Below are 26,191 nucleotides of genomic sequence, written 5' to 3'. Positions count from 1 at the left end.
GTGCCATGTTCCGTTCGTTCGCGAACATCAACTACCGCATCTGGTTCGCCGGGGCCCTGGTGTCCAACGTCGGCGGGTGGATGCAGGCGACCGCCCAGGACTGGGTCGTGCTCACCGAGCTCACCGACAACGACGCGACCGCCATGGGCGTGACCATGGCGCTCCAGTTCGGCCCGCCACTGGTGCTCGTGAGCCTGACGGGCTGGGTGGCCGACCGGTTCGAACGCCGTCGCATCCTGCTCACGACGCAGACCGCCCTGCTCGGACTCGCGATCGCGGTGGGCGTGCTGCTGCTCAACGGCCTCATGACCCTGCCGATGATGTTCTGTTTCGCGCTCGGTTTCGGCATCGTGAACGCCTTCGATGCTCCGGCCCGCCAGGCCTTCGTCTCGGACATGGTGTCCACGGGCGACACCTCCAACGCGGTCGCACTGAACTCGGCATCCTTCAACCTGGCCCGCATGATCGGACCGGCCGTCGGAGGTCTGCTGATCGTGGCGATCGGCTCCGGATGGGTGTTCATCGTCAACGCGGCGACCTTCCTCGCGATGATCCTCGCGCTGGCGATGCTGCGCACGAGTCTGCTCGCCCCTCGCCCCAAGCACCGCAGCCGCGGGGGCCTCGCCGCCGGCTTCCGCTACGTCTGGGGACGCAGCGACCTGCGCGTCGTGTTCGTGACCGTGTTCCTGATCGGCGCCTTCGGCATGAACTTCCCGATCTTCGCCTCGACCATGGCGATCGAGTTCGGCGCCGGTGCCGACGGTTACGGCGTGCTCAGCTCGATCCTCGCGATCGGCTCGCTGGCGGGCGCCCTGCTGGCCGCCCGCCGCGACCGCGCCAGAGTGCGCGTCGTGATCTTCGCGGCCGGGGGCTTCGGCGTCGCGGCCTTCGTGTCGTCGGCGATGCCGAGCTACGCCGCGTACGCCGTGACCCTGATGTTCACCGGCTTCATGATCGTGACCCTGCTCACCACGGCCAACGGCTATGTGCAGATGACCACCGATCCCGCGCTGCGCGGACGCGTGCTCGCCCTCTACATGGCCGTCATCATGGGCTCGACACCGGTCGGCGCCCCGATCGCCGGTTGGGTGGCCGACGCGTTCGGCCCGCGCGCCGCCATCATGCTCGGCGGCACCGCGGGCCTCATCGCGTGTGCGATCGGCGCGATCTGGGTGTTCACCTCCGGTCGACTGCACCGCGATGAGAACCGCCGGTTCCTGCTGACTCTCGACGAGACGCGGCCGCTCAGCATCATCGACGAGGTCGACCCCGTGGAGTTCAGCGATGAGGCGGCGGTGACCACTCCGATCCGCTCCGCGCGACCGAAGGACTGACCCGCCACCCTCAGCGATATACCGTTGAGGGATGAGCGGACCGGAGAACACGCCCCAGCCGACCCCTGCCACCGCCGCAGATCCGGTCTCCGCGGACACCGCGGAAGGCACGGCGGCGCGCCGCGCACTGCCACCGCTCCAGCGCTGGGTCTTCTGGCCCGCGACGGTGATCATCGTGGCCTTCGTGGCGTTCACCCTCGCCGCCCCGCACCTCGCCGAGGCGCTGTTCGGCGCGATCCAGACCACGATCGTCAACGCCTTCAACTGGTACTACGTGCTGATCGCCGCGTTCTTCGTGGCCTTCAGCCTGTACCTCGGCTTCAGCCGCTTCGGCGACATCAAGCTCGGCAAGGATGACGACGAGCCGGAGTTCTCGCTCATGTCGTGGTTCTCGCTGCTGTTCGCCGCCGGCATGGGCATCGGCCTGGTCTTCTACGGCGTGAGCGAACCCCTCACGCACTTCGCGACCCCGCGCCCCGGCGTCACCGGCACGCCCGAACAACTCGCGCAGGCCGCACTCGGCCAGACCTACCTGCACTGGGGCGTGCACGCCTGGTCGATCTACGTCGTGATCGGTCTCGCCCTGGCCTACGCCATCCATCGCCGCAAGCGCCCGATCTCGATCCGCTGGACGCTCGAGCCGCTGCTCGGCAAGCGCGTCGAGGGCGGATGGGGCCATGCGATCGACGTGATCGCCCTGGTCGGCACGCTGTTCGGCGTCGCGACATCGCTCGGGCTCGGCGTCATCCAGATCAGCGCCGGCCTCAGTGCCGCGGGGCTGGCGGAACCCGATGAGACCACGCAGGTCATCATCATCCTGATCATCTCGGTGTTCGTGCTGATGTCGGTGCTGTCCGGCGTCACCAAGGGCATGAAGTGGCTGTCGAACGCCAACCTCGTCATGGCCGGGCTGCTCGTGCTCTATCTGCTGGCCGTCGGTCCGACCGAGTTCCTGCTGCGCGAGTTCGTGCAGTCGATCGGCTACTACGTGCAGAACTTCGTCGGGCTCTCGTTCAACGTCAGTGCGTTCCAGGGCACCGCCGGCGAGGCGTGGCAGGCGCAGTGGACCTCGTTCTACTGGGGATGGTGGATCTCGTGGGCGCCGTTCGTCGGCATCTTCATCGCCCGCATCTCGAAGGGCCGCACGGTGCGCGAGTTCGTCGCCGGCGTCATCCTGGTGCCCACCCTGCTCGGCATCCTGTGGTTCGCGGTGCTGGGCGGATCCGCGCTCGCGATCGAGCTGCAGTCCCCCGGCACGCTCACCGGGGCCGACGGCACCGTCGATCTGCAGGGTGCCCTGTTCGAGCTGCTCGCGCACGTGCCGGGCAGCACGATCGTGAGCCTCGGCGCCGTGCTGCTGATCGCGATCTTCTTCGTGACGTCCGCCGACTCCGGAGCCCTCGTGATGGGCATGATCGCGACCGGGGGCCAGCAGAACCCGAAGCGCTGGATCCGCACGTTCTTCGTCGCCGTGACCGCGGCCCTCGCGATCGCCCTGCTGCTGGCGGGCGGCCTGACCGCCCTGCAGACCGCCGCCATCACGATCGCACTCCCGTTCAGCGTCGTGATGCTGCTGATCTGCTGGTCGACGGTCGTCGCGTTCACCCGCGAGCGACGCGCCTACGCCCGTGCGGAGCGCGCGCAGCTGATCGACAAGATCGGCGACTACTACGGTCTCGAGGTCGAGGCCCGCGACGAACGCGGAGTGCTGGGCGCCCAGCCGCGGTGGATGCGTTCGCTGCAGCGCCGACTCGGCCTGCCGGTCGCACCGACCACGCCGATCCGGATCCCCCCGCACCTGCTGAGCACCGAGTCGAAGGCGGATGCCGGGCCGGCCACGCTCGACGTCGACGACCTCGTGTCGTCCGACGAGCTCTCGGGGTACGACGACCCGGACGTGCCGTCCCACGGCGAGGACGAGTCGCCGCAGTACCCGCGCTGAGCCCTTTCGGCGCGGTGTCAAGGGGGTGCGCGACCTCGGCACGACGGACGTACGTTCGCGTCATGACTGAGAACACCGACACCACACCGCACCCCCAGGATCCCGCAGAAGGGGCATCCGACGTCGACGGCACCGAGGAGCACGACCCGCAGGGCGGCAGCCAGGGCGGCGCACTCCAGGGCGACAGCTCGCACGGAGACTCCCCGCACGGCGCGATCCAGGGCGACGCGAGCCACGGCCACTCCCCCGACGGCGCCATCCAGGGCGATGCCAGCCGCGATGACGACACCCCGGCCCCGCTCGGCGGCGACGAGACGACCGAACAGCAGCTGCAGGCCGACAACCCCGCTGAGGAGGAGACGCTCAAGCTGCTCGACCCCGACAACCCGCCGGCCTGAGCGCCTGCGCCACCCTGCCCCTGCCCGGCCCTGCCCTGCCCTGCCCTGCCCTGCCCTGAGCCGGCCTTCCGTTTTTTCGGAGGATGTGAAGAATCGCGGAGGAATCCTCACGATTCATCCGCGATTCTTGAGCAGGGCCGCAAATAGTTCAGCCTGCAGGGCCGTAGAAGTTAAGCCTGCGGATGCCGGATGCTACGCCCCGAGCACCACCCGCAGCTGCTCCACAGCCCAGTCGAGCTCGGTCGCGCGGATCACGAGCGGCGGCGCGATGCGGATGGTCTGCCCGTGCGTGTCCTTGACCAGCACACCACGATCGAGCAGCTTCTCGGCGATCTCGCGCCCCGTGCCCTTGGCGGGGTCGATGTCGACGCCGGCCCAGAGTCCGGCGATGCGCACCGCCGTGACGCCGTGTCCGATGAGCGGCTGCAGACCCTGGTCGAGGTGGGCTCCGAGGGCACGGGCGCGCTCCTGGAACTCGCCGGACTCCAGCATCTCGACGACGCGCAGCCCGACGGCCGCGGCGAGCGGGTTGCCGCCGAAGGTCGAGCCGTGCTCGCCGGGGCGGATGACTCCGAGCACGTCCTCGTCACCGACGACCGCCGACACCGGCAGGATGCCGCCGCCGAGAGCCTTGCCGAGCAGGTACAGGTCGGGCACCACTCCCTCGCGGTCGCACGCGAAGGTCTCGCCGACGCGGCCGAGTCCCGACTGGATCTCGTCGGCGATGAAGAGCACGTTCTTCTCGTCGCAGATCTCGCGGATGCGGCGCAGGTACCCCTCCGGCGGGATCACGACTCCGGCCTCGCCCTGGATCGGCTCGATCAGCACGGCGGCCGTGTCGTCGGTGATGGCGGCGGCGATGGCATCCGCATCCCCATAGGGCACGATGTCGAAGCCCGGCGTGTACGGACCGAAGCCCTCGCGCGCGGACTCGTCGTCGCTGAAGCTGATGATCGTGGTGGTGCGGCCGTGGAAGTTGCCGGCCGCGACGATGATGCGCGCACGACCGTCGGCGATGCCCTTGACCCGGTAGCCCCAGGCGCGCGCGACCTTGATGCCGGTCTCGACGGCCTCGGCCCCGGTGTTCATCGGCAGCACGAGGTCCTTGCCGCACAGCTGCGCGAGGGCGGCCGCGAACGGTTCGAGCCGGTCGCTCTCGAAGGCGCGGCTGGTGAGCGTGACCCGGCCGAGCTGTTCGGTGAGGGCGGCGACGAGCGCCGGATGCCGGTGGCCGAAGTTGACCGCGGAGTACGCGGCGAGCAGGTCGAGGTAGCGCTTGCCCTCGACATCCGTCACCCAGGCGCCATCGCCGCGGGCGATGTTGACGGGCAGCGGGTGGTAGTTGTGTGCGACGTGCGTCTGGGTTGCTTCCTCAGGCAGGGTCACTCGGCACCTCGCAGTTCGAGCGTGCAGCACTTGATGCCGCCGCCGCCGAGCAGCAGCTCGGAGAGGTCGACCGTGATCGGGTTGTAGCCGCGCTCGCGCAGCTGCGCCTCGAAGCCCTTGGCGCGGGGCGAGATGATCACGTTGTAGCCGTCGCTCGCGGAGTTCAGTCCGAACACCGAGCCGTCCTCATCCGACACCAGGATCGCGTCGGGGAAGCGCTCCTCGAGGATGGCGCGGCTCGCGTCGTCGAAGGCACCGGGGAGGTACGCGATGTTGGCGCGCTCCGGGCCGCCGTTGTCTGCGCCCTGCACCGGGTCGAGCACGGCGATCGCGGTGTCGAGGTGGTAGAAACGCGGGTCGATGAGGTTCAGCGAGACGACCTCGCGGCCGAAGACCTCGCCCACCTCGCGGTGGCTGTCGCCGGTCGAGCGGAAGCCGGTGCCGGCGAGGATCACATCGCCGACGAGCAGGAAGTCGCCCTCGCCCTCGTTGACCTCTTCCGGGATGACGGTGTCGTAGCCGGCCGCGCGGAACCAGTCGGCGAACGCGGGGGCCTCACCGGCGCGCTCGACGAAGCGGAACTTCGGCACGTAGGCACGGCCGTCGATCAGGAACCCGCCGTTGGCGGTGTAGACCATGTCGGGGTAGTCGGCGAGCGGCTCGATCAGCTCGACCTCGTGACCGAGCTCGAGGTACAGATCGTGCAGCTTCTGCCACTGCGCGACCGCTTTGGCGGTGTCGGTCGGCTTCGTCGGCTCCATCCACGGGTTGATCGTGTAGCTGACGGTGAAGTGCTCGGGGCGGCACATCAGGTAGCGGCGGTGGTGCGCGGTGCGGGTGGGTGCTGACGTGACGGTGGTCTCAGGCGTCGACATGGATGCTCCTCGAGGAACGGATGCGGCGGACGCTGTCCAGGGGCCCGACGGTCCTTCGACCCGCCGCTCGTTCAGAGCCGGCGCCGGGGAAGATGCGACTCGGGCACGCCACGCTCCATTGTGTCATCCGACGACTGTGCGACGCCAGGGTGCCACGGCTATGCGGCGCGGACGACGACCTTGCCGACCGTGTGACCGGCCTCGATGTGCGCGAGGGCGGCGGAGGCCTCGACGAACGGGTACTCGCGCTCGATCACCGGCACGATGCGCCCCTCGGCCGTCAGCTCGAGCAACGTGCGCAGCACCTCGGGCCTGGTCGTCGCGGCGAGCGGACGGATGCGGCGACGCGAGCCGATCGACAGGAACGCGGCCTTCAGCATCCGCGGCACCGGTCCGAGCACGTGTCCGCCATCTCCGGTGGCCAGCACGACGGTGCCGCCCGGGGCCGTCAGGCGTTGCAGTTCGCGCAGCGGCATCCCTCCGGCGATGTCGATGACCGCGTCGAAGTGCGCGGTGGGCAGCTCTGCCAGCGGCTGCGTGCGGTGGTCGAGCGTGCGCACCGCGCCGAGCCGCTGCACGAGCGGGGCGTTGCGCGCGCCGCACGTGGCCCACACCTCGGCCCCTCGGAGCGCGGCCAGCTGCACCGCGAACGTGCCGACGCCGCCGGATGCGCCGATGATCAGCACTCGGGGTGCGGTCGCGGCGGTCAGCCCGACACCGGCCAGATCGAGCGCCTGCCACGCGGTGCCGCCGGCGATCGGGAGGCAGGCAGCGGGTTCGGGGGCGACGTCGGTCGGCCGCGGCACCAGTCGGGAAGCGGCGACCGTGGCGTAGGGGGCGAGTCCTCCGCCACCGGAGAGCTCCCCGATGACCTCCTCGCCGACCTCGGCGCCGACCACGTCCGGCCCGACCGCGACGACCGTGCCGGCGACATCCATCCCGCGCACCGGGTGCTTCGGACGCGTGAAGCCGTAGATCGGACGCACCAGCAGCGGGTCGCCGAGCATCAGGCGCACGTCGCCCGCGTTCAGCGCGGTCGCCCGGATCTTCAGCAGCACCTCGCCGCGGCGAGGAACGGGGACGGGGATCTGGGCGAGCGTCGTGCCGGCGGAGGGCCCGTAGGCCTCGCCGCGCCAGGCGGACATCATCTCGGTCATGTCAGTGCTCTCTGCCGTTTCACTGCTCGGTCTTCTCACTGCTCGGGGTACTGGAAGAGGTCGTCGAGCCCGACGCCGAAAGCGCGGGCGATCTGGAACGCGAGCTCGAGCGTCGGTGAGTACTTCTCCTGCTCGATCGCGATGAGGGTCTGCCTGGTCACTCCGACGGTGCGGGCGAGCTCGGCCTGTGTGAGGCCCGCAGCCTCGCGGTGCTGGCGGATGCTGTTGGAGACGAGCGTGGGCTTGACCATCACACCAGTCCCCGGCGGTAGGCGATGACGCGGGCGATGCCCCCGACGAGGGCGGCGACGGCGAATCCGGCGTACATGGTGTTCGCGATCCAGAACACGTCGGCGCCCACCGCGCACAGCCCGATCACCCCGAGCCCCGCGATCACCACGAAGGCCTGCTCCACCCGGCCGCCCATGCGGCTGATGTCGCGGTCGCGGATGTCGGAGCGGCCCACGCCGTCCGGATCCTTCGCCCCGGCGATGATGCCCCAGGCGATGCTGAGGATGATGGTCGCCACGATGCTCGCGCCGATGACCCACAGCATGAGCGGGAACCAGTCGACGTCGCTCAGCGGTCCACCCCCGGCCTGCTGGAGCACCAGCACGACGTAGACGATCATCGAGATCGGACTCACGATGAGTCCGGCCCAGGCGTTGCGCTCCTCGTAGACCATGACGACCTCCGTGTAAAGAATTATTGACACACTTACTGTACGTCGCCGCACAGACGAGTGTCAAGAATTCTTTACACAGTGCTCAGATCACGTCACTGAAGGTGCGGTCGGGGTTGCCGTAGCGGTGGGCGGTGATGCTGATGGACTGCTCGTGCACGAACGGCAGCAGCTCGATGCGGCCGGCCGCGGTCACCTCGCCGTCGTACACCGCGAGGTCGGGGTCGCCCTGGACCGCGGCAGCCAGCAGGCCGTGCAGCTCCGCGACAGCGTCGCGCGGCCCCACCAGACGCACCCGGTTCACCCGCGGCGCCGGAGCCGCGCCCGGTTCGACGGACTCCTCGCGGCGCAGCATCCGCTGTATCCACTCCTCGTCGCTCTCCAGGTGCACCGCTGCGTCGAGGTCGCCGAGCGCGTGCCGCACCCCGGCGGGGAGCCCGACCGGCGTCGACAGCGTGAAGCGGGCGCCCGCGCGCACCGCGGCGATGACCGTGCGCAGCAGATCCTGCAGCGGGGCGTCTGCGGCGGCGCGGATCTCGACGGGCAGCGGCCGATACCGGAACAGGTTCCGCTCGATCCCGAGCCGCGAGACGTCGCGCACCTGTCCGAACTCACGGTCCCAGGCGAGGGCATCCGACAGCGCAGCGCGGCGCAACCACTCGAACGACTCGTACTCCAGCGACGGCTGGGCGGACTCGATGAGCGCCGTGATCCGCGAGTCCAGCCCGCGCAGATGCAGCGTGCTGGATGCCGCGGCGCCGGGGTGCGAACGCCAGGTCCCCAGCCCGATGAGGTAGTTCGGTCCGCCGGCTTTCGCGCCGGGCCCGACCGATGAGCGCTTCCAGCCGCCGAACGGCTGCCGCTGCACGATCGCGCCGGTGATGCCGCGGTTCACGTAGAGGTTTCCGGCCTGCACCCGGTCGAGCCAGAACGCGAGGTCGTCGGGGTTCTGCGTGTGCAACCCTGCGGTCAGACCGTAGGCGACCGCGTTCTGCATCTCGACGGCCCGCGCGAGGGTCGGCGCGTGCATGATCCCCAGTACCGGACCGAAGAACTCCTCCGTGTGGAAGCGCGATCCCGCCTGTACGCCGACGCGCACGCCGGGGCGCCACAGCCGCCCGCTCTCATCATCCGCCGCGACGGCCGGCTCGATCAGCCACTGCTCGTCGCCCTCGAGCTCGGTCAGCGCCCAGGCCAGCTTGCCCTGCGGCTTCTCGATGACCGGGCCCACCTCGGCGAGGGGGTCGGTCGGCCATCCCACGTGCAGCGAGCGCACGGCATCCGCGAGCTGTCGCGCGAAACGCTGCGAACGCCCCACCGGACCGACGAGGATCGCGAGGGACGCCGCCGAGCACTTCTGCCCCGCGTGCCCGAACGCGCTCTTCACGAGATCGGCGACCGCCAGATCGAGATCGGCCGACGGCGTGATGATGATCGCGTTCTTGCCGCTGGTCTCGGCCAGCAGTGGCAGATCGGGGCGCCACGAGCGGAACAGCGCCGCAGTGTCCCAGGAGCCGGTGAGGATGACGCGGTCGACGGCCTCGTGCGTGATGAGCGCCTGACCGAGCTCCCCCTCCTCGATGTCGACGAGAGCCAGCACGTCACGCGGAACTCCGGCCTGCCACAGCGCCTCGGCGACGACGGCGGCGCAGCGACGCGCCTGAGGGGCAGGCTTGAACACGACGCCGGACCCTGCGGCGAGCGCCGCCAGCACTCCCCCCGCCGGGATCGCGACGGGGAAGTTCCACGGCGGGGCGACCACGGTCACCGCCGCCGGCACGAAGGCCGCCCCCGAGATCGCGTCGAGCTCCCGGGCTTTCGCGGCGTAGTAGCGGGCGAAGTCGACGGCCTCGCTGACCTCGACATCCGCCTCCGCGAAGACCTTGCCGGTCTCGGATGCCGCGACCTCGATCAGCTCGCCTCGGCGCGACTCGAGCGCGGCCGCCGCACGCAGCAGCACCTCGGCACGCTCCGCCGCGGGGCGGGATCCCCAGCTCGGTGCGGCATCGCGCACCTGGCGAACCAGCTCATCCAATGTCTCGGCGTCGTCGATGTGCGAGGTCGCGAGCGTGTCGACGCCGGCCGTGGAGTCCGCGATGCGGGCGCGCACATCCTGTGCCCATTCGCGGTTCGCGGCCAGCGCGGGGTCGGTGTCCGGCGCGTTCACGAAGCCGGGAGCGCCACCGGCATCCGCATCCAGTTCCCGCGCCGAGTAGACGGCCGTCTCGAGGAAGGACTCCCCGTCTGATCCGCGGGAGATGCCGAGCACCGCCTTGGTGAGATCCACCTCGGGCGCCGGGGCTGCCGGCACGGGGCGCACCGCCTCGTGCATCGGGGCCAGCCGGTTCTGGGTGCGTCGAGGCCCGCGCCAGAACGTCGGCTCTGTCGAACGGTCCAGTGCATCGAGGAAGCGGTCCCGTTCGCGCACGAAGAGCGACTCGTCGTCGTCCAGCCGGAGCGCTGCCGAGAGGAAGTTGTCGGGAGAAGCGCTCTCCTCGAGTCGCCGCACCAGATAGCTGATGGCCACGTCGAACTCGGCCGGGGCGACCACCGGTACGTACAACAGCACTGCTCCGACCTCGCGCGAGACCGCCTGCACCTGCCCCTGCGCCATGCCGAGCAGCATCTCGAACTCGATCTGTTCGCGCACGCCTCGCTCTCCGGCGAGCAGCCAGGCGTACGCGATGCCGAACAGGTTGTGCCCGGCGATGCCCAAGCGCACCGCAGCGGTGTTCTCGGGCTGCAGTGCCCAGTCGAGGCAGCGCAGGTAGTTCGCGTCGGTGTCGAGCTTGGTGTCGTAGGTCGCCGGCGTCCAGCCGTGCAGCTTCGCCTCGACCTGCTCCATCGCGAGGTTCGCGCCCTTGACCAGGCGCACCTTGATGGGGGCGCCGCCGTACTCGACGCGCTCGCGCGCCCACGCGGTCAGCTCCTGCAGCGCGGGCAGCGCGTCGGGCAGATAGGCCTGCAGCACGATACCCGCCTCGAGACGTTGCAGCCGGGGGTCCTCCAGCAGCCGGGTGAACACCGCGATCGTGAGGTCGAGGTCGCGGTACTCCTCCATGTCGAGGTTGATGAACGTGTGCCCGGCGCCCTCGTCGGTCCCTGAGCCTGCCGAAGGGTGCGCCGCCGTCAGATACAGCGGCAGCAGTCGCTCGACGACCTGATCGACGACCTCGTCGAACGCCCACATCGAGATATGGCTCATGATCGCCGAGACCTTGACCGAGACGTAGTCGACGTCCGGACGCCGGATCAGATCGTGGATGCCGTCGAGCCGGCGCTTCGCCTCGGCCTCGCCCAGCACGGCCTCGCCCAGCAGGTTGAGGTTCAGTCGGACGCGGGCTTCCGCGCCGTCCACCGGTTCACGCAGCTTCGCGAGGGCAGGACCGAGCTTGGCCGGTCGCGCATCCACCACGAGATGGCCGACCATCTCGCGTAGCACTCTGCGAGCGATCGGCACCACGGGCGATGGCAGCAGGGGCGCGACGCCGCCGCCCAGACGCACGGCTCCGCGCAGATACCAGGGCAGGAAACCGGGAACATCCGGGGCGATCCGGTGCAGCTGCGACGCCGCAGCGCCGAGGCTCTCGGGGCGCATCACACCGTCGACGAAGCCGAGCGTGAACGGCAACCCCCCGGCATCCTGCAGGACTCCGGCGAGGCGCTCGGCGGCGGGGTCGACCTCGACGGCGCCGGCCTCGATCACCCAGCGGCGAGCGAGATCGACGGCGCGTTCGGCGAGGGGCGCTGATGCCTCGGCATCAGCGGAGGATGACGACGACTCGACCATGGCCCCAGCCTATGACTCCACTCCTCTCCTTCCGGGCGCCTCGCCTGGGGCGCAGTCGCCCGGTCACAACTTCGGAGACGACGGATGACGCGCCGCGGAAGTGACCACCCCGGCGGGGTGCCGCCTCCGAACTCCGACGTTGTGCACGGCGGCACCGAGTCGCTCCGACATCCGCCGCCCTAAGCTGTTGCCGTGACCACGCCCCCGTCGGAGAGCAGCGCCCCCGAGCGCGACCCGTCGGCGGCGACGACCGCGGCCAACGCCGACGCCCGCGCCAAAGTGCTCGGCTGGGCGCGACGCAGTATCGATCTGATCCCCACGTCGTGGCTCCTCACCGCCGGCGGCGCGGTGCTCCTGGCGACCACGGCGCTGTTCGGAGGCCTGGAAGCCGCGGCCGTCGATCCGGTGCCGGAGCTCGCGGCCGGCGACATGTTCGCCGGGTCGGACCTCGAGATGACGGTCGTCGGGGTCGAGCTGCGCAGCGACCACGGCAACACCTCCCTGTACCCCGACGAGGAGAAGGACGAGCGGGTGCTCGTCGTCACGGTCGACGTGGTCAACACCTTCCCGACCCCGCGGAAGTCCGTCTCCGGCGGGAACTCGCCGGTGACCGACGGCATCCACGTCGAGGGGATCGACGAGCCGGCGTCGGTCTCGCGCGCCGACGACGGCCGGATCGACCCCACACTGCAACCCGACGTGCCCGCCCGCCTGCTCGTCGCCTGGATCGTCGGCCCTGACGACTTCCGCGACGGCGAGGAGATCACCCTGACCCTGCCCGACTCGACGCACTACGTCGGCCAGAGCGTGATGCGCGGGGACTACTGGACCGATGTCCGCGTCGGTGCGACCGCGACGACCACGATCCGGGAGGTGTCGACGCCGTGAAGAAGCACATCCTCGTGTGGCTGCTCACCGTCGCGCTCCTCGTCGTCGCGTGGGGCGTATCGAAGGTGACGCTGCCGGACGACGCGACGATCGCGAACTTCCCCGTCACGGCGACACTCGGCGAGCAGGCGGACACCCGCAATCTCGCCGCCACCGTCACCGACGTGCGGTTCGCTCATCGGGTGACGGATGCCAAGGGATGGAGTGCGGAGGGATCCTGGCTCGTCGTCGATCTCGAGGCCGCATCCGTCGTCACGCAGGAGCTGAGCACGTTCACCTTCGCGCAACTGGTCATCGGCGACCGCACCTTCAGCGCCACCGACCGGGGCACCACGTTCCTCGCGCAGCGACTGATCACGGGTGTCCCCCGCTCCGGGAGCCTCGCATTCGAACTGCCGGACGACGCCCTCACCGGCCGCGCCACGCTCCGCCTGGGCGTGCCGAGCGGAGCGCCCGGAGCTGAGGTCCTGCTCGACGGCGTGATCGAGCTCCCCGTGCTGCTCGATGACCTGCCCGTCGACGCCGAGGTGCTCCTGGACGAGAACGGGTGGGCCCGCTGATGACGATTCCCGTGCCACCCGCACCGCTCGCACCCCCGTCGCCCGCCGGCGAGCCGGCGAAGCCCGCTTCCTGGTGGCGCAGCAACCGGCTGGCGCTGATCGCCCTCGCCGTGCTCGCCCCGGTGACCGTGCTGGGCGTCGGCTGGCACGAGTGGTACCAGTACTACGGGTACGGCGCGCGTCCGTTCATCCCCGTCGCTGTCGACGAAGACGAGTCCGCCGAACTGGCCGGAGCCACCTGGGGGCCGGTGCGCGGCGGCGAGCTGGACGACATCACCGGCCTCGACGTACCAGCCGGCGCCACAGTGATCGCGGTCGGCGTTCCAGTCGACCCCGAGGCGGAGGGCGTCGGCTGCATGACTCCGGTGCTGGTCGATCAGCAGACGGGACGGGAGTGGCAGCCGGCGCGCGCTGAGATCGGGCTGTCCTCGCATCCGGACGAACCGGAGATCTGTGTATCGGACACGGCAGCTCCCTACGAGCTGATCCTGCCGTTCGTGGTGCCGGATGACGTCGAGGGCCCGTTCTGGGTCGACATCACGCCCTATAGGGCCGGCGGCTCCTTCGTGAGGTTCTCGCTCGAGCGCTGACCGCCGACGACATCCCGCGGCGGAGCGGAGACGACAGCCGCGGCCATGGCATCGACCGACGACGGCAGCAGACCGGCAGCATCCGCCACGGCACGCACCTCGGCCTCAGCGGGCGAGAGCCCGGCATCCTGGGAGCGCTCCTGCTGCGTGCGGCGCAGTCGGCCGAGCGTGGCGTCGTATGCCCCGCTGATCACCGCGATGCGCACCGGCTCCATCAGCAGCAGCGGCACGAGCGAGACAAGGGGCGTCGCGATCGCCCAGAAGAGGTAGTCCTGCGGGCCGATCCAGCGCGTGACGCCGAAGGCGAGGTACGACTCCGCCGCCTTCACGATCACGTAGAGCAGTGCGTACGAGGCGACCAGCAGAGGACCGGCGCGCCACATCAGCAGCACCGCGCGTCCGATCGGTCGGAAGCGGGCGCCGAGCTCGTCGCCGAGATCCTTCAGCCGCCGCACCAGGGGATTCGGGATCACTGCCGCGTGCTCGCGGATGCGGGCGACCAGTTCGCTCTCGACCCGGAGCTTCTCGGCGACGATCGCCTGTCCGAACACGACGCCGGCGATGGTGAGCCAGGCGAGCGGTGCGATCAACACGGGTCCGGCTTCCGAGAGCACCCATCCGATGCCGTCCCACAGCCACCGCAGCGGCGCGACCGCATCGAGGACCTGTTCGCGCACCGTCTCGAGGAACGCCATCGCGGCACGACTGTCGACCCAGGCCTTGATCGCGTCGAAGATGTCGCCGAGCAGCAGCACCGAGAAGAAGACCCAGACGACCTCGAAGTAGACCGCGACCGGCGACAGCCACGAGGCCAGCTTCGACGACCATTTCGACCACGCCCACCGGCCGGCGAACGCGAGCACGATGATCGCGACCGTCCAGACGTTCAGGGGCAGGTTGAGCACCGTGTCCTGATCGCTGAGCGGAGGCTCTCCGTTGACACCGGCCACCTGGCTGAGGCTGCGCCGCACGTCGAGCGCGCGCGACGAGTACGCCCGCACGTCCTCGCCCAGGAGCCCTTGCGCCCAGTAGACCGCGAAGAACGGGAGGATGCCGGTGAGCAGCGCCGCGAGGAACGTGCGCCGCCGGTCGACGGCTGATTCCGGGAGCGGAGCGACCTCCTGCAGGTTGCGCAGCCCGTCGCGCAGCACGAGGAACATCGCGACGAGGCTGACCAGCCGCGCGAGGATGGCGAGCGGCAGCACCAGGAACCCGAGCGTGGCCGAGGTCGCGCCGATTGTTCCGGCGACCTGGGTGATCGCGTAGTGCACCAGCACACCGGCCAGGTACCACGCCATCAGCGCAGGCCAGTGCCGCCAGAGCACCCGCCCCGCGGTCGTCAGGATTGCCAGCACCCGCCTAAGCTATCGCGCTCGACGGCATCGTGCGGATCAGTGCCAGATGCTCGGTGCGGCGCTGCGCGTCGGCGGCAGAGCGGATGCGGCGGCCCAGTCGTGGATCCACTCGTCGATCTCCGGCAGCCCCTCCGGCTTGCCGAGGGCACCGAACAGCTCCTCGTGCGACACCGTGCCGCCGCTGCGGCGCAGCATCCGGGCCCGCACGATGACCTTGGCGTAGACCTCGCCGTCCACCACGGCGCGGTGCTCCAGGAACAGCGCCTTCTCGTCATGACCGACGAAGCGCGACTGCACGTCGAAGCGCTGCCACAGCTCGAGCGACTTGCGGAAGGTGACGGTCTCGCTGGAGACGACCGCGTACCAGCCGCGGGCGTTCATCGCGTCGAACAGGCCGGTGCGGATCAGGAGGTCCCAGCGCCCGAGGTCGAACAGCGACAGGTAGCGGCCGTTGTTCATGTGGCGCAGGATGTCGATGTCGGTCGGGAGGGTCGTCAGCCGGATGCTGCCGACGGCGTTCGGATCGAGGGTCTTGCCCCGTCGTACGCGACGCCGAGCGCCGAGGATCACCAGGAGAGTGCGCCAGATCACGTTCACGAGGATCGATCGTAGCCAGAAGCGCATGATTCGCGAATACCGTTGTCGGAATCCTCCATCATGCGCGGGAGCGGGTCGTACGGCATCCGCTCGATTTCCTGATCACGGAAGCCACGCGTAGAGTCGCCGCATGAGCGCCGAAGCCCAGCCTGAAGTCATTGTCCGTCCGGTCCGTGATGTGGATGCGGAAGCCCTTGGTCGCGTGCACGCGCAGTGCTGGCACGAGACGTACGACCACCTGATCAGCAAGGCCGCGCTCGAGAAGGTGTCCCCCCGCCGCATGGCGGAGCTGTGGACGCACTGGGCTTCTCAGGGTCCGGACTTCAAGATGAACGCCGCGCTCGTCGACGGCGAGATCGTCGGCTTCGCCGGCTCCGGTCCCGCCCGTGACAAGGATGCTCCCGCGCTCCGCGAGCTGTACTTCATCTACCTGCTCGACGCCTGGCACTCCACCGGCATCGGCCAGAAGCTGTTCGACGCCACGGTCGAGAAGGATGAGCCGCTGTACCTGTGGGTCGCCGAGGACAACCCCCGCGCGCACCGCTTCTACACGCGCAACGGCTTCACCCTCGACGGGGCGCAGCACACCGAGCCGTTCCTCGGCGAGACGCTGACCGAGGTGCGCTTCACCCGCTGATCCGCTTCGCGATCCCGCTTCCCCGATCCCGTGCACGCCGAGTGCACGGGATCGCTGCGAGTGCACGGGTTGTTGACGCGCCGATGCCGTGCACTCGGCAGGATGCCGTGCACTCGGCGCCGAAGCGGATGCCGCGCACTCGGCGCCGAAGCGGATGCCGCACTCAGCGGCCGGAGACGGTGCCCATGGTCTTGGCGATCGGCGCGAGCACCAGCGGACGCGCGGCGAACCACGCTCCGGCGATCACCACGAGGGATGCCACGAACACCCAGAACCCGGTCCACGTGACCGCGTCCTGCGAGGCGTACATGTGGTTGAGGTTGCGCAGGAACCCGGTCAGCATCACCAGCGCCACGTGGGCGATGATGAACGCCACGAAGTACAGCATCACCGGGAAGTGCAGGGCACGGGCCCACTCCACCGGGTATGCCTTCGACAGGCGCTCTGCTCTCTTGGGCCACATGCCCGACATGCGGAAACCGGTGATCGCCGCGAGCGGCGCCGCCAGGAACACGGTCGTGAAGTAGGCGAGCTGCTGCAGGCTGTTGTAGTTGTTCCAGCCGTTCTCGTGCGGCCAGTCGAACGACACGTACTGCAGCGCCGCCGACAGCGCGTTCGGGAAGACCTCCCAGCTGGTCGGCACGATGCGCACCCAGTGCCCGGTGACGATCAGCAGCACCACGAAGATCACCCCGTTGACGAGCCACAGGATGTCGAGGGCCTGGTGGAACCACAGCGTCAGACTGATCTTGCCCTTGGGGTTGTTGCGCGGCGACCAGAAGACGGTCGGCCGCTTCTCACTGCGCACCCGCAGACCCGAGCGGATGATCAGCACCATCAGGAACACGTTGAAGAAGTGCTGCCAGCCGACCCACGGAGCGAACCCGGGAGCCACTGCGATCGCCGGCTCGTACTCGCCGGGGAAGGCCGCGAGGAAGTCCTGCATGAACGGGAAGCTCAGCAGCGTGCGCACGAACGCGATCGCGGCCCCGGCGAGCACGCCGAGAGCGGCGGCCCCCATGAGCACGGCGATCGCCTGCGGCCAGGTCGGACGACGACGAGCGGATGCCGGCGCCGGTGCGGCAGGGAGGTGACGCGGAGCGCTGCCGTTCCAGACCGTGCGCGCGCCGCGCAGCGGAGTGTCGATGTCGGCCGCGAGCACACTCGTGCGGGCTGCCGGAAGAGTGGTGACCTCGGCCCCTGAGCCCGTCGAAGGCTCCCCCACGTCCTGGGTCCCTGAGCCTGACGAAGGGCCCACCACGTCCTGGGTCCCTGAGCCTGTCGAAGGGCCATCAACGGGTGCGGACACGGCGGGCAGCGTTCCGGCCGGAGGCCACAGATCGCCGCCCTCCACACGAGGGAGCCCGCGGCGCACAGCGGATGCACCGGCAGCGGCCGAAGGCACCGCCGGTGCGGCTGCGGGCCGCTCAGGTGCGGCCGGGGCCACCAGCGCGTCGGGGGCTGCGTCCGAAACCGTCGCTGATGTCGAGGTCGAACCTGCAGTCGGTGCCGAGGCAGCGACCGCCGCAACGGGCGCGACTGCCGTCGTGGTTTCGACGGGTGGCCACGCATCACCTCCGGGAACGCGAGGGAGGCCTCGACGGACATGCGCGCTGACGTGCGGGGTCGCGGACGCTTCGACAGGCTCAGCGACCCGCTCGGGCTCAGCGACCCGCTCGGGCTCAGCGACCCACTCGCGCTCAGCGACCGACACGGTCTCGACAACCGGCACGGGCTCGGCAGCCGACACGCGCTCAGCAGCCGACACGGACTCAGCGACAGAAACCTGGGTCCCTGAGCTTGTCGAAGGGCCCTCGCCCACGACCTCGGCCGCCGCGTCTTCTACCTCCACGGCGGGAGGCCACGGATCCCCGCCCGCCACGCGCGGCAGTCCGCGCCTCAGCATCCGCGACGCCATGTCTACTTCTTCCGCGCCTCGAGGGCGGCGATCACCTGGGGTACGACCGTGAACAGGTCGCCGACGATGCCGAAGTCGGCCACGTCGAAGATCGGCGCCTCGCCGTCCTTGTTGATCGCGACGATGGTCTTGGAGGTCTGCATGCCCGCGCGGTGCTGGATCGCGCCGGAGATGCCGAGGGCTACATACAGCTGCGGAGATACCGAGACGCCGGTCTGCCCGACCTGGTGCGACTGGGGGATGTAGCCCGCATCGACCGCGGCACGGGAGGCCCCCACCGCGGCGCCGAGCGCATCGGCGAGCTCCTCGACCAGCGCGAACTTCTCCTTCGAGGCGAGGCCGCGACCGCCCGAGACGACTCGGGTCGCTCCGCGCAGCTCTGGCCGCGAAGAGGCGACCTCGACCGCCTCGACCGCACCGGCCGTGGCGGCGACGGCTCCGGACGGGGTGACCTCGATCGCCTCGACGGTCGGGGAGGCGACGGCATCCGCCCTGGCATCCACCGCCCCCTGGCGCACCGTGATCACGGGCACCCCGAAGGTCGGGGCGGAGTCCACGAGGTAGGCGCCGCCGTACACCGAGTGGTGGGCGACGATGCCCTCGTCGTCGCGCGAGAGTCCGATCGCGTCGACCGAGAGCGCGTTCTTCGTGCGCACGGCGAAGCGTCCCGCGACGTCGCGCCCTGCGATCGAGTTCGAGATCAGCACGGCATCCGGTCCGACGCGGTCGAACGCCGCCTGCAGGGCATCGACGATCGGCACGGTGAGCGCCGTCTCATCACCCTCGGCGGTGAGCACGAGCGCAGCGCCCGCGGCCGCCGCCTGATCCACAGCGGCCTGTGTGCCGCCGACGATGAGCGCGACCGGGGAGCCGACCGTGGCGGCGGCACCGATCAGCGCAGCCGTGCTGCTCGCAGCGTTCCCGGCGGGGTCGACATCGACCAGCACCAGGATCGGGTTCTCGGGAGTCGTCATCTCACACCAGCCTGTTCTGCACGAGGTACTCGACCAGCTTCGTGCCGGCGTCGCCCTCATCGGTGATCTTCACGCCCGCAGCGCGCGGGGGCTTCTCCGCCACCGCGGTCATGATCGTGCGGGGCGCCGCTGCCGGGTCGGCGGACACGCCGAGGTCGGCGAGCGACAGCACCTCCAGCGGCTTCTTCTTCGCCGCCATGATGCCCTTGAAGTTCGGGAAGCGCGCATCGGGCAGCGCCTCGGTGATCGAGATCACGGCGGGCAGCGCCGCGGAGACCTGTTGGGCGCCGGCATCCGCAGCGCGACTGCCGGAGACGGCATCCGCGGTGATCTCGACGGACGAGAGCGCCGTGGCCTGCGCATACCCCAGGTGCTCGGCGAGCATCGCCGGGAGCACCCCGCCGGAGCCGTCCGTCGACAGGTTGCCGGTGATCACGAGATCGGGTTCGGCGCGGCGGATGGCGGCAGCCAGCACCTCGGCGGTGAGACCGAGATCGGCACCGGCGAGCTCGGGGTCGGAGATATGCACGGCGGACGCCGCACCGATCGCGAGCGCCCGACGGATCGACGCGGTCGACGTCTCGGGAGCCATCGAGAGAGCCACCACCTCGACGCCCTCGTTCTTGTCGGCGTGGCTCAGCGCCACCTCGAGCGCCCGCTCCGTGATCTCGTCGAGCACCACGTCTCCGGCCGCACGTTCCGCGAGCCCGGTCTCGAGATTCAGCGTGCGATCGCCATAGGTGTCCGGTACCTCTTTGACCAGGACGAAGATCTTCATCGATTGCTCCTCACGACTGTTCCGATTCTAGTCCTGCGACACTGAGTGCCACCTCTCCTGCGACGCAGAACCACACGGCGACTGGCCTGCTTCCGTCGCGCCGCCGCCGAGGTTCCTGCGCCCGCCGGTAGCGTAGAGACGTGGTCCGATCCCGTCCGCTGCCCGTTGACCCGCTCGCCGAGGCGAAGCGGCAGTGGATCGCGCACGGATGGTCGGATGCCGCCGACGGCATGGCGGTCGTCACCTCGGTCATGCGCGCGCAGCAGCTGCTGCTGGCCCGGGTGGATTCTGCGCTCAAGCCGTTCGCCCTGAGCTTCGCCCGCTACGAGGTGCTGCGGCTGCTGGCGTTCAGCCGCGCCGGACGCCTGCCACTGTCGAGCGTGGTGGCCCGGCTCCAGGTGCACGCGACCACGGTGACCAGCACGGCCGAACGGCTGGTGCGCGACGGACTGATCGTGCGCGAGCCGCACCCGCACGACGGCCGGGCCGCCCTGCTCGCGCTCACGGATGACGGGCGCGCTCTGGTCGAGCGCGCGACGGCAGCCCTCAACGCCGATGTGTTCGCGGACCCGGGCATGAGCTCCGCCGACGCCGCCGAGCTCGTGGCGATCGTGGCGCGGCTGCGCAAGGACGCCGGCGACTTCACCGACCCGCGCCCTCTCCCCGAACCGCTCTGACATGGCGCGGTTCGTGCTCGAGACGGTCGTCGCCGCGTCTCCAGACGTCGTGTTCGCGGCCTCCCTCGACCCGGCCGTGCACGTACGGTCGATGGCCCGGTACCGCGAGACGATGATCGAGGCACCGGCGGGCGGTCGGTTCGCGGAGGGCTCGACCGTGACGTGGCGAGCACGCCATTTCGGCATCCCGTTCCGGCTGCGCACGATCGTGTTCGACATCGATCCGCCGCGGGCGTTCCGCGACCGCCAGCTCGCCGGTCCGTTCGGCGCGTTCCTGCACGAGCACGTGTTCGACGCGCATCCGCGCGGCACGCTGATGCGCGACACCGTCACATTCCGCTCGCCATTCGGGCTGCTGGGTCGTGCCGTCGACGCGCTGTTCCTGCGCGCATACATGCGTCGACTCATCGCCGAACGCAACGCGGCCATCGTCTCCGAGATCGAGGGCGACGGGCGTACCCTGTCGCCATGAGCGAACTGCGACTGCACACCGTCCTCACCGGCCGTGGCCCTGCCGCGGCGATCCTGCTCAGTGACGAGCAGGTCGCCTCCCTCGGCGAAGGCAAGGCCTTTCCTGTGGTCGTCACGATCGGAGGACAGACCGCTCGACTGCGGCTGGCGCGCATGGGCGGCGAGAACATGATCGGCTTCAGCAAGGCCGTCCGCGCCGAGCTGGGGCTCGAGATCGGCCAGGAGGTCGACGCCGTGATCCGCGTGGACGCTGCCGAGCGCACGGTCGAGGTGCCCGCCGCGCTGGCCGAGGCCCTCGACGCCGACCCCGCGCTGCGCACCGCCTTCGACGCGCTGAGCTACTCGGCGCGCAAGGAGCACGCCCGCACGGTCGCCGAGGCCAAGCAGGACGAGACGCGCGACCGGCGCATCGCCAAGATCGTCGAGTCGCTGCGCGGCTGAGCGTTCACAACTCCTCACGATCGCGGCCGATCCGCGGATATGCCCCACCGGACGCCCCGGTGCGCGCGATTCTTGAGGAGTTGTGAACAACACGTCAGCGGTTCTCGAACCGGGGCGCGCGCTTCTCGCGGAAGGCCGACATCCCCTCCTTCTGATCAGACGTGTCGAACAGCGCCGCGAAGGCGCGCTTCTCGTGCGCGAGACCATCGGCGAGCGTGGTCTCCATCGCGGCATCCAGGGCGGCCTTCGCGGCATACAGCGACGGCAGGGACTTCGACGCGATGGTCTCCGCGAGCGTGGTCGCCTCTGCGAGCAGATCCGCCGCCGGCACGACCCGCGACACGAGCCCCGCCCGCTCCGCTTCCTCCGCGCCCATGAAGCGACCGGAGAGCACGAGCTCGGCCGCCTTGTAGTAGCCGACGGCGCGGATCAGTCGCTGCGTGCCACCCATGCCGGGGATGACTCCGAGGTTGATCTCCGGCTGCCCGAACTTCGCGGTGTCGGCCGCGAGGATGATGTCGCACATCATCGCGAGCTCGCACCCGCCACCGAGGGCGAACCCGGAGACGGCGGCGATCACCGGGGTGCGCACCGCGGCGAACGCATGCCAGACACCGAAGTGGTCGGTCTCGAGCATCTGCGCGCCCGACATCCCCTCCATCTCCTTGATGTCGGCACCCGCCGCGAACGCCTTCTCGGATCCGGTGACGACGATCGCGCCCACCCCGTCATCGGCGTCGAATGCGAGTGCGGCGGCGGTGACCTCGTCGGCCAGCCGGCTGTTCAGCGCGTTCAGCGCCTCCGGTCGGTTCAGCGTGATCCACCCCACGCGTCCGCGCTGCTCGACCAGGATCGTCTCGTACTCGGTCATGTTGTTCCCGCCTCCACGTCGTCGTCCCCTCAGTATCGCCGCGAGCGGCGGGGCGACGCCATCACACCCGGCCTTCGCGGATATCGGTGATGATGCCCGAGAAGTCCCGCCCAGCGCCGTCGCCGGCAGCGAACGCCGCATAGATCTGCTGGGCGAGCCGCCCCATCTGCGCATCCGTCGCGGTCTGCTCGATCGCCTGCAGCGCAAGCCCGAGGTCCTTGGCCATCAGCGCTCCGGCGAAGCCCGGCTGGTAGTCGCGGTTGGCCGGGCTCGTGGGCACGGGTCCGGGAACCGGGCAGTTCGTCGTGATCGACCAGCACTGCCCCGACGCCTGCGAGACCACATCGAACAGCGCCTGATGCTCGAGCCCGAGTCGCTCTCCGAGCACGAAGGCTTCGGCGACGGCGATCTGCGAGACCGCGAGCACCATGTTGTTGCACACCTTCGCGGCCTGGCCGAGGCCCGGTCCTCCGCAGTGCACGATGCGCTTTCCCATCACCTCGAGCAGCGGCAGCGCCGCAGCGAAGTCCTCGTCGTCCCCGCCGACCATGAAGGCCAGTGTGCCGTTCTCGGCGCCGACCACCCCGCCCGACACGGGGGCATCGATGTTGCGATGACCGGCCGCGATCGCCAGCTCGTGCGCGGCCCTCGCCTCGTCGACCGCGATCGTCGAGGACTCGATGAAGAGCGTGCCGGGGCGTGCCGCGGCGAGCAGCTCGCCCCGATACGCGTCGATCACGTGCTTCCCGGCGGGGAACATCGTGATGACCACCTCCGCGTCGGCGACGGCATCCGCCCCGCTCGCCGCGATCGGTATGCCGGCGTCGCGGGCCGCCGTGATGGCCGCGGGCACGAGGTCGAAACCGTGCACCTCGTGCCCGGCGGCGACGAGGTTCTTCGCCATCGGCAGGCCCATGTGGCCGAGTCCGAGGAACGCGACGCGGGTCATGATGCACTCCGCGCCGAGGCCGATCCGGCGGGCCGCAGCATCTCGCGACCGACGATCAGTCGCATGATCTCGTTCGTGCCCTCCAGGATCTGATGCACCCGCAGATCTCTCACGACCTTCTCGATGCCGTAGTCCTGCAGGTAGCCGTAGCCGCCGTGCAGCTGCAGCGCCCGGTTCGCCACGTCGAAGCCGGCGTCGGTCGCGAAGCGCTTGGCCATCGCGCAGCGCATCGTGGCGTCGGGCGCATGGGCGTCGACCGCTTCGGCGCCGTCGCGGACCATGAGTCGCGCGGCCTGAAGATCGGTGCGCATGTCGGCGATCGCGAACAGGATCGACTGCTTCTCGGCGAGGGGCTCCCCGAACGCCATCCGCTCGTGTACGTACTGCACAGCCCGGTCGAGCGCCCACTGCGCGCCGCCGAGCGAGCAGGCGGCGATGTTGAGGCGACCGCCGTTGAGCGCCGACATCGCGATCGCGAAGCCGTGGCCCTCCTCACCCAGAAGGGCGGATGCCGGCACCCGCACCCCGTCGAGCACGACCTGCCGGGTGGGCTGCGCGTGCCACCCCATCTTCTTCTCCGGGGCGCCGAAGCTGAGCCCTTCGGCGTCGCCCGGCACCAGGAAGGCGCTGATGCCGCGGGCACCCGGCTCGCCGGTGCGAGCCATGACGACGTAGACCGCGGCTTCACCCGCGCCGGAGATGAACTGTTTGACCCCCGTGAGCACGTAGTCCTCGCCATCGCGGACCGCGCTGGTGGCGATGTTCGCCGCGTCGGAGCCGGCTCCGGGCTCGGTCAGGCAGTATCCGCCGAACTCCGACATCACGGTCAGGCCGGGCAGCCACCGCGCGATCTGCTCATCGCTGCCGTAGGTGTCGATCATCCAGACCACCATGTTGTGGATCGAGATGTAGGCCGCGACGGCGGGGTCGCCTTTGGCGAGCTCCTCGAAGATCGCGACCGTGTCGACTCGGGCGAGCCCGGTGCCACCCGACTCCTCGCGTACGTAGATGCCGCCGAGGCCCAGCTCTCCGGCCTTGCCGAGAGACTCGCGCGGGAAGATGTGCTTCTCGTCGCGCTCTGCGGCGAAGGGGGCGAGCTCGGTCTCTGCGAACTCTCGGACGGCGTCGAGGATCGCCTCGCGTTCCTCAGCGGTGGTGGTGGCGGTGGTCATGGTCATGTCTCAGGTCCCTGGATTCCGTGGGGTCAGTGCATGGTGGGGATGACGAAGCTGGCACCGTCTCTGATCCCCGACGGCCAGCGGCTCGTCACCGTCTTGGTCTTGGTGTAGAAGCGGAAGGCGTCGGCGCCGTGCTGGTTCAGATCGCCGAAGCCGCTGCGCTTCCACCCGCCGAATGTGTAATACGCGATGGGTACGGGGATCGGCACGTTCACGCCGACCATGCCGACCTCGACACGGGCGGCGAAGTCCCTGGCGGCGTCGCCGTCGCGGGTGAAGATCGCCACGCCGTTGCCGTACTCGTGCTCGGAGGCCATCCGCAGCGCCTCTTCGTAGTCGGCGGCGCGGGCGATCACCAGCACCGGGCCGAAGATCTCCTCGCGGTAGATCGCCATGTCGGTCGTGACGTGGTCGAACAGGGTCGGTCCGAGATAGAAGCCCTCCTCATGTCCCGCAACGGAGAAGCCGCGTCCGTCGGCGAGCAGCGTCGCGCCTTCGTCGACTCCCTGCTGGATGTAGTTCTCGACCCGCTCCACGGCCGCCCGCGTCACGAGCGGTCCGTAGTCGACGTCGGCGGCGAGGGAGGGGCCGATGCGCAGCTGCGCGACGCGTTCGGTGAGCTTCGCCGCCAGCGCATCCGCGGTCTGCTCGCCGACGGGGACCGCGACCGAGATCGCCATGCAGCGCTCCCCCGCCGAACCGTAGCCTGCGCCGATGAGGGCGTCCACGGCCTGGTCGAGGTCGGCATCCGGCATCACGATCATGTGGTTCTTGGCACCGCCGAAGCACTGCGCCCGCTTGCCGTGGGCAGCGGCAGTGGCGTAGATGTACTCCGCGATGGGGGTCGACCCCACGAACCCGACAGCGCGGATGCGGTCATCCGTGAGCAACGTGTCGACGGCCTCCTTGTCGCCGTGCACGACGTTGAGCACCCCCGCGGGCAGTCCCGCCTCGAGGAACAGCTCGGCCAGGCGCACCGGCACCGAAGGATCCCGCTCGCTGGGCTTCAGCACGACCGCGTTGCCTGCGGCAAGCGCGGGGCCCGCCTTCCACAGCGGGATCATCGCGGGGAAGTTGAAGGGGGTGATGGCGGCGACGACGCCGAGCGGCTGCCGCATCGAGTACACGTCGATCCCGGCCCCGGCGCCCGTCGAGTACTCCCCCTTGAGCAGGTGGGGAGCTCCCGCGGAGAACTCGATGACCTCGAGTCCGCGCTGGATGTCGCCCTTCGCATCGTCGACGGTCTTGCCGTGCTCGCTGGCGAGCAGTTCGGCCAGCGTCGTCATCTCTCGCTGCACGAGATCGAGGAAGCGCAGCAGCACGCGTGCGCGCTTCTGCGGGTTCGTCGCCGCCCAGGCCGATTGTGCGGCTTCGGCGTTCGCGATCACGGCGCGGACCTCGTCGGCCGAGGCGAGCGGCACCCGGGCCTGCACGGCGCCGGTGCTGGGGTCGAACACGTCGGCGAAGCGTCCGGCATCCGGCGTGAGATGCGATCCGCCCACGAAGTGCGGGATTGTACGAGTCATTTTGTGAGATCCCTCCGGGCCGTCATTGGCACTATGTCGACTTTACTCTGAGACCCGGAGAATTACTAGGACGTCCATGTAATCATCGGATCGAGGGTGTTCTCCGCACGTTCACCCGGCGTCCACATCGATCGATTACAACTGCAGATGCGCGGAGAGACTCAGACCGGATCGGGTAGTCATCGGTTTCCGCGCCGCGGTGAGCGGATCACGCTCC

General features: G+C 69.9%; 26 protein-coding genes. 11 read left to right on the top strand and 15 right to left on the bottom strand.

What is annotated here, in order from left to right:
* Nucleotides 1–5: 5 nt before the first annotated feature.
* The 3 genes from ACIOVG_RS10335 to ACIOVG_RS10325 all read left to right on the top strand — a co-directional run bounded on the left by ACIOVG_RS10335 (nucleotide 6) and on the right by ACIOVG_RS10325 (nucleotide 3,674).
* Nucleotides 6–1,334, top strand: a complete 1,329-nt coding sequence (locus tag ACIOVG_RS10335) for an MFS transporter (protein ID WP_400872511.1) — start codon at nucleotides 6–8, stop codon at nucleotides 1,332–1,334.
* 31 nt (nucleotides 1,335–1,365) lie between these two features.
* Nucleotides 1,366–3,276, top strand: a complete 1,911-nt coding sequence (locus tag ACIOVG_RS10330) for a BCCT family transporter (protein ID WP_400872508.1) — start codon at nucleotides 1,366–1,368, stop codon at nucleotides 3,274–3,276.
* 62 nt (nucleotides 3,277–3,338) lie between these two features.
* Nucleotides 3,339–3,674 (top strand): hypothetical protein, encoded by a 336-nt coding sequence (locus ACIOVG_RS10325; RefSeq protein WP_400872505.1) that lies wholly within the window; start codon nucleotides 3,339–3,341, stop codon nucleotides 3,672–3,674.
* A 192-nt stretch (nucleotides 3,675–3,866) separates the two neighbouring features.
* Here ACIOVG_RS10325 and rocD read toward each other — a convergent pair whose 3' ends face one another.
* The 6 genes from rocD to ACIOVG_RS10295 form a co-directional block, all read right to left on the bottom strand.
* Nucleotides 3,867–5,060, bottom strand: a complete 1,194-nt coding sequence (rocD, locus tag ACIOVG_RS10320) for an ornithine--oxo-acid transaminase (protein ID WP_400872502.1) — start codon at nucleotides 5,058–5,060, stop codon at nucleotides 3,867–3,869.
* Complete coding sequence (gene ddaH, locus ACIOVG_RS10315; RefSeq protein WP_400872499.1) at nucleotides 5,057–5,935, bottom strand: dimethylargininase; 879 nt, start codon at nucleotides 5,933–5,935, stop codon at nucleotides 5,057–5,059. The genes rocD and ddaH overlap by 4 nt, the downstream gene beginning before the upstream one ends.
* 158 nt (nucleotides 5,936–6,093) lie before the next feature.
* Nucleotides 6,094–7,092 carry an NAD(P)-dependent alcohol dehydrogenase gene (locus tag ACIOVG_RS10310; RefSeq protein WP_400872496.1) on the bottom strand — a complete coding sequence of 333 codons (999 nt, stop codon included), beginning with the start codon at nucleotides 7,090–7,092 and terminating at the stop codon, nucleotides 6,094–6,096.
* Between the two features lie 35 nt (nucleotides 7,093–7,127).
* Entirely contained in the window at nucleotides 7,128–7,343 is a 216-nt protein-coding gene (locus tag ACIOVG_RS10305; protein WP_400872493.1) for a helix-turn-helix transcriptional regulator, read from the bottom strand.
* Nucleotides 7,343–7,777 (bottom strand): hypothetical protein, encoded by a 435-nt coding sequence (locus ACIOVG_RS10300; protein ID WP_400872490.1) that lies wholly within the window; start codon nucleotides 7,775–7,777, stop codon nucleotides 7,343–7,345. The genes ACIOVG_RS10305 and ACIOVG_RS10300 overlap by 1 nt, the downstream gene beginning before the upstream one ends.
* Before the next feature lie 82 nt (nucleotides 7,778–7,859).
* The gene (locus ACIOVG_RS10295; protein WP_400872487.1) at nucleotides 7,860–11,564 is read right to left on the bottom strand and encodes a proline dehydrogenase family protein; all 3,705 of its coding nucleotides are present in this window, start codon (nucleotides 11,562–11,564) and stop codon (nucleotides 7,860–7,862) included.
* Between the two features lie 192 nt (nucleotides 11,565–11,756).
* Between ACIOVG_RS10295 and ACIOVG_RS10290 the strand changes: the two genes are divergently transcribed.
* From ACIOVG_RS10290 to ACIOVG_RS10280, 3 genes are read left to right on the top strand one after another with little or no spacing between them, the layout of a single operon-like run.
* On the top strand, nucleotides 11,757–12,452 hold the full coding sequence (locus tag ACIOVG_RS10290; protein ID WP_400872484.1) for a hypothetical protein: 696 nt from the start codon (nucleotides 11,757–11,759) through the stop codon (nucleotides 12,450–12,452).
* Nucleotides 12,449–13,012 (top strand): hypothetical protein, encoded by a 564-nt coding sequence (locus ACIOVG_RS10285; protein ID WP_400872481.1) that lies wholly within the window; start codon nucleotides 12,449–12,451, stop codon nucleotides 13,010–13,012. Before ACIOVG_RS10290 ends, ACIOVG_RS10285 begins: the two co-directional genes overlap by 4 nt.
* Nucleotides 13,012–13,602 (top strand): hypothetical protein, encoded by a 591-nt coding sequence (locus ACIOVG_RS10280; RefSeq protein WP_400872479.1) that lies wholly within the window; start codon nucleotides 13,012–13,014, stop codon nucleotides 13,600–13,602. Before ACIOVG_RS10285 ends, ACIOVG_RS10280 begins: the two co-directional genes overlap by 1 nt.
* On the opposite strand, the gene ACIOVG_RS10275 is transcribed toward ACIOVG_RS10280, so the two are convergent.
* Together ACIOVG_RS10275 and ACIOVG_RS10270 are read right to left on the bottom strand one after the other, a co-directional pair.
* Nucleotides 13,557–14,957 (bottom strand): hypothetical protein, encoded by a 1,401-nt coding sequence (locus tag ACIOVG_RS10275; RefSeq protein WP_400872476.1) that lies wholly within the window; start codon nucleotides 14,955–14,957, stop codon nucleotides 13,557–13,559. The genes ACIOVG_RS10280 and ACIOVG_RS10275 overlap by 46 nt on opposite strands.
* A gap of 36 nt (nucleotides 14,958–14,993) precedes the next feature.
* Nucleotides 14,994–15,581: an acyl-CoA thioesterase gene (locus ACIOVG_RS10270; protein ID WP_400872473.1), complete on the bottom strand. Its 588-nt coding sequence runs from the start codon at nucleotides 15,579–15,581 to the stop codon at nucleotides 14,994–14,996.
* Between the two features lie 103 nt (nucleotides 15,582–15,684).
* Between ACIOVG_RS10270 and ACIOVG_RS10265 the strand changes: the two genes are divergently transcribed.
* Nucleotides 15,685–16,191: a GNAT family N-acetyltransferase gene (locus ACIOVG_RS10265; RefSeq protein WP_400872471.1), complete on the top strand. Its 507-nt coding sequence runs from the start codon at nucleotides 15,685–15,687 to the stop codon at nucleotides 16,189–16,191.
* A 163-nt stretch (nucleotides 16,192–16,354) separates the two neighbouring features.
* Here the strand turns inward: ACIOVG_RS10265 and ACIOVG_RS10260 are convergent, their stop codons facing one another.
* A complete protein-coding gene (locus ACIOVG_RS10260) occupies nucleotides 16,355–17,500 on the bottom strand; it encodes a cytochrome b/b6 domain-containing protein (protein ID WP_400872468.1) in 1,146 nt (381 codons plus the stop codon).
* A 297-nt stretch (nucleotides 17,501–17,797) separates the two neighbouring features.
* Here ACIOVG_RS10260 and ACIOVG_RS10255 point away from each other — a divergent pair, with 297 nt between their 5' ends.
* Entirely contained in the window at nucleotides 17,798–17,989 is a 192-nt protein-coding gene (locus ACIOVG_RS10255) for a hypothetical protein (protein ID WP_400872465.1), read from the top strand.
* A gap of 122 nt (nucleotides 17,990–18,111) precedes the next feature.
* Here the strand turns inward: ACIOVG_RS10255 and ACIOVG_RS10250 are convergent, their stop codons facing one another.
* Both ACIOVG_RS10250 and ACIOVG_RS10245 read right to left on the bottom strand, forming a co-directional pair.
* On the bottom strand, nucleotides 18,112–19,083 hold the full coding sequence (locus ACIOVG_RS10250) for an electron transfer flavoprotein subunit alpha/FixB family protein (RefSeq protein WP_400872462.1): 972 nt from the start codon (nucleotides 19,081–19,083) through the stop codon (nucleotides 18,112–18,114).
* 1 nt (nucleotide 19,084) lies between these two features.
* Nucleotides 19,085–19,861, bottom strand: a complete 777-nt coding sequence (locus ACIOVG_RS10245; RefSeq protein ID WP_400872459.1) for an electron transfer flavoprotein subunit beta/FixA family protein — start codon at nucleotides 19,859–19,861, stop codon at nucleotides 19,085–19,087.
* Nucleotides 19,862–20,001: 140 nt separating this feature from the next.
* On the opposite strand from ACIOVG_RS10245, the gene ACIOVG_RS10240 reads away from it, so the two are divergent.
* Genes ACIOVG_RS10240 through ACIOVG_RS10230 form a run of 3 tightly spaced genes read left to right on the top strand, consistent with a single transcriptional unit; the run spans nucleotide 20,002 to nucleotide 21,450 of the window.
* The gene (locus ACIOVG_RS10240; protein WP_400872456.1) at nucleotides 20,002–20,538 is read left to right on the top strand and encodes a MarR family winged helix-turn-helix transcriptional regulator; all 537 of its coding nucleotides are present in this window, start codon (nucleotides 20,002–20,004) and stop codon (nucleotides 20,536–20,538) included.
* A gap of 1 nt (nucleotide 20,539) precedes the next feature.
* Nucleotides 20,540–21,010, top strand: coding sequence for an SRPBCC family protein (locus tag ACIOVG_RS10235; RefSeq protein ID WP_400872453.1), 471 nt, complete (start codon nucleotides 20,540–20,542; stop codon nucleotides 21,008–21,010).
* On the top strand, nucleotides 21,007–21,450 hold the full coding sequence (locus ACIOVG_RS10230) for a YdeI/OmpD-associated family protein (RefSeq protein ID WP_400872450.1): 444 nt from the start codon (nucleotides 21,007–21,009) through the stop codon (nucleotides 21,448–21,450). Before ACIOVG_RS10235 ends, ACIOVG_RS10230 begins: the two co-directional genes overlap by 4 nt.
* A 94-nt stretch (nucleotides 21,451–21,544) precedes the next feature.
* Here the strand turns inward: ACIOVG_RS10230 and ACIOVG_RS10225 are convergent, their stop codons facing one another.
* From ACIOVG_RS10225 to ACIOVG_RS10210, 4 genes are all read right to left on the bottom strand, one after another.
* A complete protein-coding gene (locus tag ACIOVG_RS10225; protein WP_400872447.1) occupies nucleotides 21,545–22,321 on the bottom strand; it encodes an enoyl-CoA hydratase-related protein in 777 nt (258 codons plus the stop codon).
* A 61-nt stretch (nucleotides 22,322–22,382) separates the two neighbouring features.
* Entirely contained in the window at nucleotides 22,383–23,270 is an 888-nt protein-coding gene (mmsB, locus tag ACIOVG_RS10220) for a 3-hydroxyisobutyrate dehydrogenase (protein ID WP_400872444.1), read from the bottom strand.
* Nucleotides 23,267–24,448, bottom strand: coding sequence for an acyl-CoA dehydrogenase family protein (locus tag ACIOVG_RS10215; RefSeq protein WP_400872441.1), 1,182 nt, complete (start codon nucleotides 24,446–24,448; stop codon nucleotides 23,267–23,269). The genes mmsB and ACIOVG_RS10215 overlap by 4 nt, the downstream gene beginning before the upstream one ends.
* 26 nt (nucleotides 24,449–24,474) lie before the next feature.
* Nucleotides 24,475–25,974 (bottom strand): CoA-acylating methylmalonate-semialdehyde dehydrogenase, encoded by a 1,500-nt coding sequence (locus ACIOVG_RS10210; protein WP_400872440.1) that lies wholly within the window; start codon nucleotides 25,972–25,974, stop codon nucleotides 24,475–24,477.
* Nucleotides 25,975–26,191 lie beyond the last annotated feature (217 nt).

Source organism: Microbacterium sp. NPDC087591, assembly GCF_044743625.1.
Lineage (GTDB): Bacteria > Actinomycetota > Actinomycetes > Actinomycetales > Microbacteriaceae > Microbacterium.
This window is presented reverse-complemented; position numbering and strand designations above follow the sequence as displayed.

Excerpts from the sequence above, each read along its gene's own strand:
- ACIOVG_RS10235 (WP_400872453.1), top strand. The coding sequence starts at position 20,540 with ATGGCGCGGTTCGTGCTCGAGACGGTCGTCGCCGCGTCTCCAGACGTC.
- ACIOVG_RS10310 (WP_400872496.1), bottom strand. The coding sequence starts at position 7,092 with ATGACCGAGATGATGTCCGCCTGGCGCGGCGAGGCCTACGGGCCCTCC.
- ACIOVG_RS10270 (WP_400872473.1), bottom strand. The coding sequence starts at position 15,581 with ATGCGCTTCTGGCTACGATCGATCCTCGTGAACGTGATCTGGCGCACT.
- ACIOVG_RS10255 (WP_400872465.1), top strand. The coding sequence starts at position 17,798 with ATGCGCGCTGACGTGCGGGGTCGCGGACGCTTCGACAGGCTCAGCGAC.
- ACIOVG_RS10210 (WP_400872440.1), bottom strand. The coding sequence starts at position 25,974 with ATGACTCGTACAATCCCGCACTTCGTGGGCGGATCGCATCTCACGCCG.
- ddaH (WP_400872499.1), bottom strand. The coding sequence starts at position 5,935 with ATGTCGACGCCTGAGACCACCGTCACGTCAGCACCCACCCGCACCGCG.
- ACIOVG_RS10230 (WP_400872450.1), top strand. The coding sequence starts at position 21,007 with ATGAGCGAACTGCGACTGCACACCGTCCTCACCGGCCGTGGCCCTGCC.
- ACIOVG_RS10225 (WP_400872447.1), bottom strand. The coding sequence starts at position 22,321 with ATGACCGAGTACGAGACGATCCTGGTCGAGCAGCGCGGACGCGTGGGG.
- ACIOVG_RS10305 (WP_400872493.1), bottom strand. The coding sequence starts at position 7,343 with ATGGTCAAGCCCACGCTCGTCTCCAACAGCATCCGCCAGCACCGCGAG.
- ACIOVG_RS10295 (WP_400872487.1), bottom strand. The coding sequence starts at position 11,564 with ATGGTCGAGTCGTCGTCATCCTCCGCTGATGCCGAGGCATCAGCGCCC.
- ACIOVG_RS10265 (WP_400872471.1), top strand. The coding sequence starts at position 15,685 with ATGAGCGCCGAAGCCCAGCCTGAAGTCATTGTCCGTCCGGTCCGTGAT.
- mmsB (WP_400872444.1), bottom strand. The coding sequence starts at position 23,270 with ATGACCCGCGTCGCGTTCCTCGGACTCGGCCACATGGGCCTGCCGATG.
- ACIOVG_RS10215 (WP_400872441.1), bottom strand. The coding sequence starts at position 24,448 with ATGACCATGACCACCGCCACCACCACCGCTGAGGAACGCGAGGCGATC.
- ACIOVG_RS10280 (WP_400872479.1), top strand. The coding sequence starts at position 13,012 with ATGACGATTCCCGTGCCACCCGCACCGCTCGCACCCCCGTCGCCCGCC.
- ACIOVG_RS10300 (WP_400872490.1), bottom strand. The coding sequence starts at position 7,777 with ATGGTCTACGAGGAGCGCAACGCCTGGGCCGGACTCATCGTGAGTCCG.
- ACIOVG_RS10335 (WP_400872511.1), top strand. The coding sequence starts at position 6 with ATGTTCCGTTCGTTCGCGAACATCAACTACCGCATCTGGTTCGCCGGG.
- ACIOVG_RS10325 (WP_400872505.1), top strand. The coding sequence starts at position 3,339 with ATGACTGAGAACACCGACACCACACCGCACCCCCAGGATCCCGCAGAA.
- ACIOVG_RS10250 (WP_400872462.1), bottom strand. The coding sequence starts at position 19,083 with ATGACGACTCCCGAGAACCCGATCCTGGTGCTGGTCGATGTCGACCCC.
- ACIOVG_RS10245 (WP_400872459.1), bottom strand. The coding sequence starts at position 19,861 with ATGAAGATCTTCGTCCTGGTCAAAGAGGTACCGGACACCTATGGCGAT.
- ACIOVG_RS10330 (WP_400872508.1), top strand. The coding sequence starts at position 1,366 with ATGAGCGGACCGGAGAACACGCCCCAGCCGACCCCTGCCACCGCCGCA.